The following is a 13,777-nucleotide window of genomic DNA, read 5'->3' as shown; positions in this document are numbered from 1 at the left end:
TTGATTACTCGTAACGAAGCCCGTCGACCGGGGAGAGCTTCGAGGCGGCGCGGGCCGGGTAGAGGGTGGCGATGGTGCAGATGATCAGCGCCGCCACCGCGACCATCGCATAGTCGGAGCCGTTCACGTTCACGGGCAGCCGGTCGATGTAATACACGTCCGGATCGAGCCGGACGCCGAACCAGGACAGGCCCGTGCAGCACGCGAGCGCGGTGCCGACGCCGAAGACCGTGCCGATGGCGCCGATGATGATGCCCTCGAGCATGAACACGCGCATCACGGCGTTGTCGGAGGCCCCGAGCGCCTTCAGGATCGCGATCTCCTTGCCCTTCTCCGTCACCATGAGGAGCAGCGTGCAGACGATGCAGAAGCTCGCGACGGCGATGGCGATGGACAGGATGATGAACGTCGCGATCTTCTCGAGCTTGAGCGCGCTGAAGAGGTTCCTGTTCATCTCCATCCAGTCGCGGACGCGGAGCACCGGGGGCGGCTTGCCGCCGTCGGGCACCTCGTCCGCCGCCGGCGCGCTCGCGGCGACAGCGGCCTCGACGGCCGGGCGCACCTCCTGCACCCGCTCGGGATCCGGGACCCGGATGTCGATGTGCGTGATCTTGCCCTCGAGGCTGAAGAACCTCTGCGCCTCGTCCATCAGCACGTAGGCGTGCGTGACGTCGTACTCGTACATGCCGCTGTAGAAGATCGCCGCCACGCGGAACCTGCGGGAGCGCGGCATCACGCCGGTGGGGCCGAGCTCGCCCATGGGCGAGAGGAGCGTGATCTCGTCCCCTACGAGCACGTGGAGCGACTTCGCGAGCTCGCGGCCGATGATGACGCCCGGGTACACGCGGGTCTGCTGCTTGAGGTACTCGCGCACGGACGGGTCGACGTCCGTCGGCTGGCGGAAATCGGGCCCCTTGAAGTACGGCTCCCCGCCGGGCCCCCGGCCGATGATCTCCTCGGGGGGCAAGCTCGTCAGCTTCTCGGGATTGCGCAGGTACTCGAACTTGCCGACCTCGATGTTGTTGACGAGATCGATGACCTGGCTGATCGAGTCGGGATCGATGCCGCGCACGAGCGAGCCGGCCGTGTTCGAGGCGCTGGAGCCCATCGCCTCGCCCGCGACGACGGGCGTCGCGGCGCCGCCGCGCGAGGCGAGCGCGACGCGGACCCCCGTGAGCGTGTCCTCCCAGTCGCCGAACCCGCCGGGGCGGGTCGCGTCGATGACGATGTGCGCGTTGTTCCCCAGGATCTTGCGCTTCAGGTCGGCGCCGAAGCCGCCCATGATGCTCGTCACCGAGCAGAGCGCGCACGAGCTCACCGCCACGCCGGCCATCGAGAGCACCGAGATGACCGTGAGGAAGCCGCTCTTCGTGGCGCGGACGTGGCGCGCGCCCACGTAGGAGACGAAGCTCCGCCGCTCCAGGGCGTCGAGGATGACCGGGAGCAGCGCCGCGAGCGAGATGAGCAGGAAGATGACCCCGGTGCCGAGCGCGCCGAAGCGGACGAGCTCGTTCCGGAGGACGAACGGCGTGGAGCCGCGGGTCACCGGGAGGCGGGCCGCCATCGTCGAGAGGACGCCGAACGAGACGCCCAGCAGGCCGCCGAACCACCAGAACAGCGCGCGCGGCAGGCTCGTCTTCATGCGGCGGACGCCGCGGATGACGAGCAGCACGCTCACCACGGCCACCGCGACGAGGAAGGCGATGTAGACGGGCTTAGGTATCAGCGGCACTCGCTTCAGGCCTCAGGAGGGGGAACAGGATGACGTCACGGATGGACGTCGCGCCGGTGAGGAGCATCGTCAGGCGATCGATCCCCATGCCGAAGCCCGCCGTCGGCGGGAGGCCGTGCTCCAGGGCGCGGACGTAGTCGGCGTCGTAATCCATCGTCTCCTCCTCGCCCCGCGACTTCTTGGCGACCTGCGCGCGGAAGCGCTCGTCCTGGTCCTCGGGATCATTGAGCTCGCTGAAGGCGTTGCAGAGCTCGCGCCCGTCGATGAAAAGCTCGAAGCGATCGACCAGCGCAGGGTCGCTGTCCTTCTTGCGGGCGAGCGGGGAGACCTCGAAGGGATAGTCGATGATGAAGACGGGGACGCTCCTGTCGCCCGACTCGGTGCGGTAGTCCCTCGTCAGGAACGGCTCGACCACGTACTCGTAGGCGCAGAAGACGAGCTCGCCGGGCGACTCGCACTTCTTCGCGCCCGCGCGGAAGTTCGCCCAGTCGATCTCGCGCCCGCTCGCCTTCGCGGCCTTCGCCCACTCCTTGATCGGAGCGTCGTCCGCGGCGACGCGCTGCGGGACGTCCGCCGGGAGGCCCGACTTCGCGAGGGCGCTGGCGATCCCCTCGGCCATGGGGACGCGCGCGAAGCGCTCGAGCGAGAACGGGCGCTGCGCGGCCCAGGCCGCGTGCTCGGCCGGGAGCCGCTCGGCGAGGCGGGCGTCGACGTGGCGGAGCATCGCCTCGGTCGCGTCCATCAAGGTCTCGTACGTCGCGTACGCCTGGTAATACTCGATCATCGTGAACTCGGGGTTGTGCCGCGTCGACAGCCCCTCGTTCCGGTAACAGCGCGCGATCTCGTACACGCGCTCGAAGCCGCCGACCACGAGCCGCTTCAGGAAGAGCTCGGGCGCGATGCGCATGAAGAGCTCGAGATCGAGCGCGTTGTGGTGGGTCTTGAACGGCTTCGCTGTCGCGCCGCCGACGAGCGTGTGCATCGTCGGGGTCTCGACCTCGAGGAAGCCGCGCGCGTCGAGGAACTCGCGGAGCGCGGCGACGATCGCGGTGCGGGCGCGGAAGACCCCCGCGACGTGCGGGTTGGCCACGAGATCGACGTACCGCATGCGGTAGCGCGACTCGACGTCCTTGAAGCTCGTCTTGGTCGGCAGCGGGCGGTAGGCCTTCGTGAGCAGCCGGAGGCGCTCGGCGCGGATCGAGAGCTCGCCCTTCTGCGTCGCCATCGCGACGCCGTGGGCCTCGACGAAGTCGCCGAGATCCACGTCCTCGAGCCGCTCGAAGTCGGCGAGGCTCCCCTGCTCGCAGTAGAGCTGGAGCTCGCCGGTGCGGTCGCGCAGCCGGACGAAGGTGACGCCTCCGAACGAGCGCACGAAGAGGACCCGGCCCGCGACGCGGAACGGGATCGGCTCGACGCGCGCCGGATCGTAGCGGTCCGCCGTCGGCGCGGCTGTCCGCTCCGGCGCCGCGCCCTCCGGCCTGGGCTCGGCCGCGGCGCGCGCGCCGTCGAAGCGGGCGCGGACGGCCGCGAGCTCGGTGAGCGGCTCGCCCGCGGTGACGTCGTTGGCGAACGGGTTCTCGCCGCGGGCGCGGAGGCGCGCCGCCTTCGCCTTGCGGGTGGCGATCAGCGTCTCCTCCGCGCGCGCGGCCTCGGCGGCCTCCTTCATGAGCCGCTCGGTCTTCCTGTCGTTCGGCTTGTCTTTTTGCTGGCTCACGGAGCGTCGTCCTCCGCGACGGCGCCGCCCTTCCGGAGCGAGCCGCCCGCCGCGGCGAGCAAGTAGGCCTCGATGAATCGATCGAGATCGCCGTCGAGGACGGCGTCCACGTCGGTGGCGTCGGTGGAGGTGCGGACGTCCTTGACGAGCCGGTAGGGCGCGAGGACGTAGTTCCTGATCTGGCTGCCGAAGTTGATGGCGCTCTTCGAGGCGTTGTAGGCCTGGACCTCGGCCTCCCGCTTCTGGAGCTCCATCTCGTAGAGCTTCGCCTTGAGGACCTTCATCGCCATCGCGCGGTTCTGGTGCTGGCTGCGCTCGGCGCGGCACACGATGTTGAGGCCGGTCGGGATGTGCCGCAGGCGAACGGCTGTCTCGACCTTGTTCACGTTCTGCCCGCCCTTGCCGCCGGCGCGCATCGTCGTGATCTCGATGTCCTTCTCGTTCACCTGGATGTTGATCTCGTCGTCGCTGTCCGGGGTGACCTCGACGGCGGCGAACGCTGTCTGACGCGTATGATCGGCGTTGAACGGGCTCATCCGGACGAGGCGGTGGACGCCGGCCTCGGAGCGGAGATAGCCGTAGGCGGCGTCGCCGCTCACCGTGAAGGTGACGGCGTCGATGCCGGCCTCGTCGCCGTCCTGGTAGTCGATGATCTCCGTCTTGTAGCCCCGGCGCTCGCAGAAGCGCAGGTACATGCGGAGGAGCATCGACGCCCAGTCCTTCGCGTCGGTGCCGCCGGCGCCCGGGTGGATGCTGACGATGGCGTTGCCGCGGTCGGCGGGGCCGGACAGCATGCGATCGAGCTCGGCCTTGCGAAGGCGCGCGGCGATGGCATCGGCCTGCGCGTCGGCGTCGGCGATGACGCCCTCGTCACCCTCGGCGGCGCCGAGCTCGAGGTACTCCGCGAGATCCTCGATCTCGCGACCGAGCTTCTGCGCCATCTCGAGCTTCGCCTCGACCTGGGCGCGCTTGCGGAGGACGACTTGGGCTTTTTCCTGATCGTTCCAGAACCCCGGCGACAGCGTCGTCTGGGTCAGGTCCTGAAGCATCCGTTCGAGCTTAGGGACGTCAAAGATGCCCCCTTAGCGCCTCAAAGCGCCGTTTGATGTCCAGGACTTTCTCGCGGGTCTCGGAGAGCATGGCCGGGGATCTATTCGATCCGGGCGGCGATCGCCAGGAGAGACAGCCGCGCGCTCACGGGGACGGCGGGGGCCCCGCCGCGGCGCCGGCGGCGCCCTGCGACGCGGCGCGCGACGTGCCCGGCCCGCGTCGAGCGCTCCCCGCGCGCAGCGGTGTGGCGCGCATGACCCGGCGCCGCCGATTCCCTGGGCCCTGGTCCCGTCACCGCTGGACGCGGCGAGGCGGCGCGAGCTCCGCGCTGCCCATCAGCGGGACAGGGCCCCTCAACCCGCAGGAGCTGACACAGGGGCTGTTCTCCGGAGAACACGACGGATCCCGGACCAGACTCCGCGGAGCTCTCCACGCCGGAGCGGCCCTTCGACGGCGTCCCTGATGGTCCTCACGGAGACCGCGGGCGGTGACGCAGGGGTGCTCAGCGCGCCGTCGAGGTAGCGGGCCAGGAGCTCGGTCAGGGCGACGGCCGTGATCGCATTGGAGAAGAGACCGGCGACCGGGACGAGGCCGAGCGTGAAGTTGGCGAAGAGCCGCACGGCCGCTCCGCCCCAGATGATCTTGCTGACCTGGAGCCACGGGGCGGCGAGGAGCGGCACGCCCCGGTGCCGCGTCAGCGATACGGCAAAGTGGTAATGAATGGGAACCACGATCAGCTCATCTGCGCCGGGAATGGGCTGCGTGATGAAGCTCGTCACCGCGGCCACGGCAGAATACTTGTTGGTCATCCGGCGGATCTTCGGTTCCATCAGCCAACTATACGGCGCGTAGCCAGCCGCCGGGAGGCCGGGAGGAGCCTGTCGATGCGAGGCGCGAGGCGCCAGATCGAGGACGGATCACGCTTGCCCCGGACGAAGCACAGGAGTTCCGTGCACCGCCTCGTCGTGCAGGATCTACCGGTTCGCACGGGAGAGGGGCGATGGGAGATCTCCGCGAAGAGCGCTGATGAGATCCGTGAATCGATCCCATCGCGAGGAGACAGGAAACACCGCTCCCGATCTCCAGCCTCCTTGTTTCGGCGGCCTCCCGGGGCCCCCGGGTATCTACGGATCGAGCCCTTCCCTGCACGCGCCCCTGAGCTCATCGAGCGCGGCGACGAGCGAGGCCCGCTCGCTCCGCCATGCCGGCGACGCGTCCTCGGCGTCACGCCGGCGGAGGTGCTCGCGGGCCTCGTCCCAGAGCGGACGGGGAGGCTCCAGCGTGGGCACGCGCTGGCGCACGGCGTCCGCGAGGCGGACCACGCGCTCGACGCGGGACAGCGCCTCGCCGAGCGGCACCTCGCCCGCCTTGCAGCGCCGGAGCAGGCCGCACTCATAGCTGCTGCACACCGAGAAGCGCGTCTCGTAGACGGTGCACTTGCGGTCGAGATGGCAAGGGCACGGCAGCCTGAAGGCGTCGTGGTACTGGTTGCACGCGAGCGGCAGGCGCAGCTTCTCGGCGAGCGGAAGCTCGTGCTCCTCGAGCGGCGCGATGTCGAAGAGCAGCCCCGTGCAGCACAGGCCGCACGCGGTGCAGAGGTCCGAGCCGCTCGGCTGCGCCTCGGGGGCGTCGCTCGCTGCGCTCGCTGGAGGAGAGCTCACCCGCCTCGATTGGCACGCGCATGGCCCGGCGTCGAGCCATGAGGGCCGGCCAGGGCCACCCGGCGCCCCGGAACGAAGGCACGGCCGTGGAGCCGGGCGAAGCGCCGCTCAGGGCGCGGCGTCGTCCGCGTCGTCGCCGAGGACGATCTCGCGCAGGTGGTCGAGTCCGACCGATCCGGAGCCGATCACCCTCGCGTGGAACGCCTTCAGATCGAAGGCCTCGCCCTGCCGGCGCCGCAGCTCCTCGCGCAGCTCCAGGACGACCCGCTCGCCGACCTTGTAGCAGATCGCTTGCCCAGGCCAGCCGAGGTAGCGCGTCGCCTCGCTGTGCGCGTGCTCCGGCGTGAGGAAAGCCCGGCGGTGCATGTACTCGACGGCGGTCTCGTAGCGCCACGGCTCCCCGGCGTGGAGCGGGGCGCGCTCCGGGATCGGCAGATCGAGGTGCATGCCGATGTCGAGGACGACGCGGTAGGCGCGCGCGAGCTTGCCCGCGAGCATCCCGAGCACGTAATCGGGGCGTTCGAAGTAGCCGAGCTCGTACATCAGCTGCTCGGCGTAGAGCGCCCACCCCTCGGCATGACCGGAGTTCACCACCAGGAAGCGGTGGAGCCGGCTCAGCCGATCATCGAGGTACACCTGGAGCCCGCACTGCAGGTGATGGCCGGGAAAGCCCTCGTGGTACGCCGTGGTGATCTCCTCGTAGAGCGGGAACACGCGCTTCGAGCCAGGGGCATACCAGATGGTGCCGGGCCGCTTGAAACCGTCGCTCGGGGGCACGTAGTACGCGCCGAGCGCGCCGCCCGGCGGGGCCATCTTCACCTCGATATGGCGGATGGGCGCGGGGATGTCGAAATGGACGCCGTCGAGCTCGGCGAGCGCCTTGCGCTGGCGCTCGGACATGGTGCGGAGGAACTCATCGGGGCCTGGCGCGCACCGGGCCGGGTCGGTCTCGAGCACCTGGATCACCTCGGGCAGCGACGCGCCCGGAAGGATCTCGGCAGCGAGGCGGGCCATCCGGGCCTCGATCGCGTGCACCTCGGACCACCCCCAGGCGTAGGTCTCGATCGGGTCGATGTTCGCGCCGAGGAAGCGGCGCGCGTGGCGCAGGTAGCGCTCCTCTCCCACAGCGTCCTCGGCGCGGGCGCTGGGCAGGTACGTCTGCTCCAGGTAGCCGGCAAAGGCGCTGAACGCGGCCCGCGCCCGCTCGGCGCCGGCGGCGAGGCGCGCGCGGCCGGCGCCCGTGGCGAGCCCGGACGCCTCATAGGCGGCCGGCAGCGTGAGGAAGAACGACGCCTCGCCCGCCTGGTAGCGCGCCTGCTCGATGACGGCGCACACCTGGCGACGCGCGACGACCTTCCCCGTCCGGCGCCCCTCCTCCAGCGACGCACGGTAGCTGTCGCAGGCCTGCGGCAGGCCTTCCAGGCGCGACGCAACGGCGTCCCAGCCAGCGGCGCTCTGGAGGTCCATGAGGTCGAAGACCATCCGGAGGTGCTGGAACGCTGACTCGATGTTGTTGAGGTCGCGCAGGTGCTCGTCGTGGCGGAAATCGTCGAGCCGCTCGTCCAGGTATTCGGCCATGACACGGCGTGCGAGGCGGCCCCACCGCGCCTCCGGTCCGCGAGGAGGCGGCAGCGCCCGGAGCCGCTCCTGGAAGGACGCGATCGTGGAGGCCCAGGACGCCGCGCCGCTCGGGCTCCAGTCGTTCCACGCGCCGTCGTCGCACGGGAGGCCCGCCAGGGTGGCATGGGCAGGGCACTGGGCGGCAAAGGCTGCGACGAACTCGTCGCTGAGGGCGAAGATCGGATCGCGCGCGTCGTGGTTCTGGCTCACCGCGACAGCATATGCGGTCACGCCTCAATTTTCTCCGGGCGCGCGAGACGATCCGACGGGTCTTCGTTACGCTTGGTGGTGGGTGACCGTTCCTGAGCGGCGCCCCGGGGAGCGACATGAATCACCGCAGCCTGCCAGGCGAGCTCCATGACGACGACCGGCGCCCCTGCGCCGCTCCTCCCTCCCGCCACCGGCCCCCGCGACGACCCGGCTGGCCCCGGCTCTCCGGGCTCGTCGCCGCGGCGGCGCTCGCGGCGCTCGGCTGCGGCGCGGGCTCATCCGGCCAGCCGGCGGCTTCCGCGTCGCAGCCCGCCGCCGTGATGACGCCCGCCCAGATCGCGGCGCGCGCCACGCCGGCGGTCGTCACGATCCGCGGCGACGGCTCGCTGGGGGCGGGCTTCCTCATCCGCGAGGACGGCTGGATCGCGACGAATTTCCACGTCATCGCCGGGATCCCGGATCTCAAGGTCGTCCTCTGGGACGAGAGCGAGCACCCGGTGCTCGAGGTGCTCGCGTTCGACGAGGAGCGCGACCTCGCGATCGTCCGGATCCACGCGCCGCGGAAGCTCCCGCTGCTGCCCCTCGGCGACAGCCTCGCGGTCCGCCCGGGCGATCCGGTCGTCGCGATCGGCCATCCGCTCGGCCTCGCCGACACCGTGTCGAACGGCCTCGTGAGCGCGGTCCGCGTGGTCGATCCCGCGCTGACGCTGCTGCAGATCTCCGCGCCGATCGCGCCGGGCTCGTCGGGCGGACCGCTGTTCAACGAGCGCGGCGAGGTGATCGGCGTCGCCGCCGCGGTCGCGACGCAGGGGCAGAACCTCAACTTCGGCGTGCCCGCGGACTACCTCAAGAAGCTGCTCGTGCGCCCCGATCCCGTCCCGCTGTCGACGTTCGCGGCCGAGACGGCCGAGGAGGAGAGCGCGCTCCCGGCGGTCAAGCGGTCGGTCCCCCACCACGCCCTCACGGTGCTCCGCGGCTGCACGGAGGGCGATCTCCTCGTGCTGGCGCGGACGATGGACGGCGCGATCCAGGTCGGCTCGCCGCTCTACAACGAGGGAGATTTCGCGTCCTGCTATCACATCTACGAGGGAGCCGCGCTCGACATGGAGCGCCGGCTCGGCCGCGCGTGCAGGGGCCCGAAGCAGGCGCTCGCCGAGGGCCGCCGCAAGGCCGCCGGGCTCGACGACAACGCCGCCCAGGCCTGGGCGATGCGCGACGCGTTCGACGGTCTGCTGGATGTGATCTTGCGCAAGGTCCACGGCGACGCCGAGTGAGCGTCGCCGCGCCGCGGTCGCTCCGGGGGCCGGGCGCGGCGCGCCGCGGCCCCGGAGCGCAGCCGGCCGGCGCGGTCAGTCGAGGTGGGCCTGCGCCGGGCGGCCTCCCTCGTGCGCGACCGCGACGCGCGCCGCGGCGCCGTGAGGCTCCGCTGCGACGGGCCCCGCGCCGGGCGGCGCAGCGCCGCCCGCCCCGCGCGGGTCCCCCTGGTCGTCGCTGCCCCGCATGAAGGGCAGGACCCGCTTCAGCCACGACGAGGCGTCGTCGAAGAGCGAGTAGGCGACCGGGGTCGCGAGCAGCGTCAGGAGGAGCGCCAGCGTCTGCCCGCCGATGATCACGAACCCGGTCGCGCGGTTCGTCCCCGAGCCGGCGCCGCTCGAGGCGACCAGCGGGATCATGCCGGCCACGAACGCGAGCGTGGTCATGAGGATCGGCCGGAGCCTGTCGCGGTTCGCCTCCAGGATGGCCTGCGCCCGCGGCAGGCCGTGCTCGCGCAGCTTGATGGTGTGGTCGATCTGGAGGATCGAGTTCTTCTTCACGACGCCGAACAGCACGACGATGCCGAGCAGCGAGAAGATGTTGAGCGACTGCCGGAAGATGATGACCGCGATGAACGCGAACGGCACCGTGAGCGGCAGCGACAGGAGGATCGTGATCGGGTGCAGCCACGACTCGAACTGCGCGGCGAGCACCAGGTACATGAAGACGAGCGACAGGAGGAGGGCGACCAGGAAGCTCCTCATCATCTTGACGAGCTCCTTCGACGCGCCGACCGGACCGGCGGAGTAGCCGGACGCGAGGTTCATCTGCGACACGGCCTTGTCGAGCTCCTGGACGACGGTCTGCTGCGAGTAGCCCGCCTCCAGGTTGGCCGTGAGCATGACCTGCCGCTGGCGGTTGTAGCGCTCGATGCGCGACGGGCCGGTCCCCTCCGCGAACGTCACCACGTTGTCGAGCGTGACGGCGCCGAGCTTGGTCGAGGGCACCGTGATCTTCGCGAGGCCCTCCTTGTCGGAGCGGAAGCTCGACAGCGCGCGCGCGCGCACCTCGTACTGCTCGCCGCCCTCGTTGTAGGTCGACACCTTGTACCCGCCCACGAGCAGGCGCAGGGTGCTGGCCACGTCGCCGACCTGCACGCCGAGATCGGCGGCCTTCTTGCGGTCGATGATCACCCGGATCTCCGGCTTGCCGACGAGCAGCGACGTGTCCGGGTCGACGACGCCCGGCATCGCCTTGAGCTTCTCCAGGAGCGCGTCGGAGTACTGGCCGATCCGCTGCAGGTCGGGGCCCTGCACCTGGTAGGCGATCTGGGCGCTCTGGCCGCCGGAGAACGCGGGCACGGGGCCGATGTTCGCCCGGAGCTTCTCCGCGTCGAACTTCGGCTTGAGCTCGCGCCGGGCGCGGTCGATGAGGTCCTGCTGGGACAGATCGCGCTCGCCCGCGGGCTTGAGCTTCACGTAGATGTTGGCGAGGTTCGGCGTCTTCTGCGGGTCGTCGCCGATCGTCGTCAGCGTGTAGAGCACCCCCGGGATCTTCTCCAGGTCCGACGCGAGCCGCGTGGCGATGACGCGGGTGCCGTCGAGGCTCACGCCCTCGGGGGCGCGGATGCTGACCTGGAACTGCGACTCGTCCTCGACCGGGAGGAAGTTGAACTTCGCGAGGCCGCCCAGCACCGGGATCGAGAAGAGCGCCAGGAGCGAGGCGAGCACGATCACCCAGCGGTGCGCCATCGACCAGCGGAGCAGCGCCATGTAGCCGCGCTCGATGGGCCCGTAGAAGCGCGACTCCTTGGAGCTGTGGCCGGCGTGCTTCTCCGGCTTCTTCAGCCACCGCGCCGACAGCATCGGCGTCAGGGTGAAGCTCACGATCAGCGACACCAGGATCGAGAACGCCATCGTCAGGCCGAACGAGTTCAGGAAGCGGCCGACGATGCCGCTCATGAACGCGACCGGGACGAACACCGCGATCAGCGAGAGCGTCGTCGCGAGCACCGCGGGGCCGATCTCCCGCGTGCCCTGGAGCGCCGCCTCCCACGGGCTCACGCCCTTCTCCTCGATCCAGCGGTAGCAGTTCTCGAGGACGACGATCGCGTCGTCGATCACGATGCCGACCGCCAGGGTCAGCGCGAGGAGCGTGATCCCGTTGAGCGTGAAGCCCGCCACCTTCATCAGCGCGAACGTGGAGATGATGCTCGTCGGGATGGCGATCGCGGAGATCATCGTGCTGCGGGCGTTCGCGAGGAACAGCGCGACGATGATCGCGGCGAGCAGCGCGCCGAGCACGAGGTGCTCCTTCACGGCGTTGACGGAGTTCTTGATGAACTCCGACTGATCGCGCGCGATGACGATCTGGTAGCCCGCGGGGAGCCGCTTCTCGACCTCGCTGATGCGCGCCTTGAGCCCGTCGATGACCTGGACGGTGTTCGTCCCGCTCTGCTTGCGGATGCTGAGGAGCACGGCCGGGTCGAGGCCGCGGAAGCCGGCCGACTCCTGCTCTGCCATGCCGTCCTGGACCTCCGCGACGTCGCCGAGCCGGACGGAGTAGCCGTCGCGGTTCGCGAGCACGATGTCCGCCATCTGCTCGACCGACTGCACGCGGCCGCGCGTCCGCAGCGTGAGCGCCCTGCCCCCTTGCTCGATGCGGCCGGCCGGGATCTCGACGTTCTGGCTCGCCAGCGCCTGGGCCACGACGCCGCCCGTCAGCGAGTACTTCTCGAGCCTCTCCGGATCGATCCAGATGTTGATCTGGCGGCTGCGGCCGCCGATGACCAGCACCTGGCCGACACCGGGGAGCGACTCCAGCTCGCGCCGCAGCGTCTTGTCGGCGAACTCGGTCACCTCGCGGACGTTCGCCTTCGGGGACGAGATGGCGAGCGTGAGGATCGGAGCGGCGTCCGGATCCAGCTTGCCGACGACCGGCGGCTCGATGCCCTCCGGGAGCTCCGCGAGGACGCCCTCGACCTTGTCCCGGACCTCCTGCGCGGCCACGTCGACGTCCTTTTCGAGCTGGAAGGAGATCATGACCTGGCTCAGCCCCTCGACCGAGACCGAGCGCAGCTCGTCGATGCCGCTGATGGTGTTGACCGCGGACTCGAGCTTGTCAGAGATCTCTGTCTCCACCTCCTCGGGCGCCGCGCCGGGGAGGATCGTCGTCACGACGATGAACGGGAACTCGACCTTGGGGAACCGGTCCACGCCGAGGCCGAAGTAGGAGAACGCCCCGAGCACCGTGAGGAGCAGGACGATCACCGAGGCGAACACCGGCCTACGGATGCAGATTGCCGCGAGCCATTGCATGGTCGCTACCTTTCTTCAGTAATGAGACGCCGGTGCGCTCGGCTCACTGCGCCGCAGCGACCTCGATGCCGTCCGCGAGCTGGTCCACCTTGTCGATCGCGACCTCTTCACCCTCGGTGAGCGGGCCGATGACCTCGACGAGGCCCTCGATCTTGCGGCCCGTCTTGACCAGCCGCTCGGTCACGCGATCGCCCGACCGCACGAACACGCGCGCGCTCGTCCCGGAGGAGCCGACCGCCGCCTCGGGCACGAGGAGCGCCGTTCTTGACTCGCCGGTCAGCGCGAGCTGGCCTTGCGCGAAGAGCCCCGGGCGGAGCTTCCCCTCGCTGTTGTCGAACTCGGCCTCGACCGGGAGCGTGCGCGACGCCTCCTTGAGGCTCGCGCCGATCCGCTTCACGACGCCCGGGAACAGGCGGCCCGGGAAGGCGGCGACAGAGACGCTGACGGGCTTGCCCACCTCGATCTGCGCGATGTCCGACTCGGGCACGTCGATGCGGAGCCGCAGCGGGTTGTCGCGGACCACGACCGCGACGACGCGGCCCGGGCCCGCGAACTCGCCGACGCTGATCCGCTTCTCGGCGACGGCGCCGTCGAACGGCGCCCGGACCGTCGTGTCGGCGACCGACTTCGAGGCGAGCCCCGCCTGCGCCTGCGCGGACGTGAGCGCGGCGACCGTCGCGCGGATGCCGTTGACCGCGGCGTCGTACTGCGCGGCCGCGTTCTGCGCCTGCGTGCGCGCCGCGTCCCAGGTCGACTGCGCGACGGCGCCCTGGTCATAGAGCTGCTTCACGCGCTCCGCCTCGGACTTCGCGAGCTCCATGCTCTGCTTCGCGGCGCGGACCTCGGGCACCTGGTCGGGATCGATCCCCTTCGGCGACGCCCCTTCCTGCAGCGCGAGCCTTGCGCGGGCCTGCGCGACGGCGGCGGAGGCCGCCTGCGACTGGAGCGCGGCGTTGCGCGCGTCGAGCACGACGAGCGGGTCGCCCTTCTTGACCCGGGAGCCCACGTCGACCGCGACGCTCAGGACCGAGCCGGCCACCTGCGTGGCCACCTCGCTCGTCTCGTCGGCGACGAGCGTGCCGCTGATGTCGAGCGTCTGCGCGAGCGGGCGCGCGGTGACCTTCCCGAAGCGCACGGCGGGCTTCTCGCGCGGCGCCGCGGTGTCGCGCGCCGGCGACGCCTGAGTGCCAGCGTCCGAGTTGCGGCAGGCGGTCAACGT

At 70.6% G+C, this 13,777-nt stretch carries 9 protein-coding genes; 1 reads left to right on the top strand and 8 read right to left on the bottom strand.

Going from position 1 to position 13,777, the window contains the following annotated elements; translation table 11 throughout:
* Nucleotides 1–4: 4 nt before the first annotated feature.
* The 6 genes from WME76_RS04535 to WME76_RS04510 all read right to left on the bottom strand — a co-directional run bounded on the left by WME76_RS04535 (nt 5) and on the right by WME76_RS04510 (nt 8,008).
* Nucleotides 5–1,732 carry an FtsX-like permease family protein gene (locus WME76_RS04535; RefSeq protein ID WP_437958978.1) on the bottom strand — a complete coding sequence of 576 codons (1,728 nt, stop codon included), beginning with the start codon at nt 1,730–1,732 and terminating at the stop codon, nt 5–7.
* Entirely contained in the window at nt 1,716–3,398 is a 1,683-nt protein-coding gene (lysS, locus tag WME76_RS04530) for a lysine--tRNA ligase (protein ID WP_437962073.1), read from the bottom strand. The genes WME76_RS04535 and lysS overlap by 17 nt, the downstream gene beginning before the upstream one ends.
* Before the next feature lie 44 nt (nt 3,399–3,442).
* Nucleotides 3,443–4,586 (bottom strand): peptide chain release factor 2 gene (gene prfB / locus WME76_RS04525; protein WP_437958977.1). Its coding sequence is split into 2 segments (ribosomal slippage): nt 3,443–4,516 and nt 4,518–4,586, totalling 1,143 coding nucleotides; the frame shifts between segments, so codons are not numbered across the junction.
* A gap of 263 nt (nt 4,587–4,849) precedes the next feature.
* On the bottom strand, nt 4,850–5,326 hold the full coding sequence (locus WME76_RS04520) for a hypothetical protein (RefSeq protein ID WP_437958976.1): 477 nt from the start codon (nt 5,324–5,326) through the stop codon (nt 4,850–4,852).
* A 294-nt stretch (nt 5,327–5,620) separates the two neighbouring features.
* The gene (locus tag WME76_RS04515; RefSeq protein WP_433934702.1) at nt 5,621–6,157 is read right to left on the bottom strand and encodes a hypothetical protein; all 537 of its coding nucleotides are present in this window, start codon (nt 6,155–6,157) and stop codon (nt 5,621–5,623) included.
* A 108-nt stretch (nt 6,158–6,265) separates the two neighbouring features.
* A complete protein-coding gene (locus tag WME76_RS04510; RefSeq protein ID WP_437958975.1) occupies nt 6,266–8,008 on the bottom strand; it encodes a DUF885 domain-containing protein in 1,743 nt (580 codons plus the stop codon).
* A gap of 95 nt (nt 8,009–8,103) precedes the next feature.
* Here WME76_RS04510 and WME76_RS04505 point away from each other — a divergent pair, with 95 nt between their 5' ends.
* Entirely contained in the window at nt 8,104–9,261 is a 1,158-nt protein-coding gene (locus tag WME76_RS04505) for a S1C family serine protease (protein ID WP_437958974.1), read from the top strand.
* Nucleotides 9,262–9,336: 75 nt separating this feature from the next.
* On the opposite strand, the gene WME76_RS04500 is transcribed toward WME76_RS04505, so the two are convergent.
* The gene (locus tag WME76_RS04500) at nt 9,337–12,558 is read right to left on the bottom strand and encodes an efflux RND transporter permease subunit (RefSeq protein WP_437958973.1); all 3,222 of its coding nucleotides are present in this window, start codon (nt 12,556–12,558) and stop codon (nt 9,337–9,339) included.
* A 43-nt stretch (nt 12,559–12,601) separates the two neighbouring features.
* The gene (locus WME76_RS04495) at nt 12,602–13,693 is read right to left on the bottom strand and encodes an efflux RND transporter periplasmic adaptor subunit (protein ID WP_437958972.1); all 1,092 of its coding nucleotides are present in this window, start codon (nt 13,691–13,693) and stop codon (nt 12,602–12,604) included.
* Nucleotides 13,694–13,777 lie beyond the last annotated feature (84 nt).

The sequence above is a fragment of the Sorangium sp. So ce119 genome, assembly GCF_051524405.1.
In the GTDB taxonomy this organism is placed as follows: Bacteria; Myxococcota_A; Polyangia; order Polyangiales; family Polyangiaceae; genus Sorangium; species Sorangium cellulosum_G.
The sequence above is the reverse complement of the archived record's forward strand: the minus strand, read 5'-3'. Positions and strand labels throughout refer to the sequence as shown.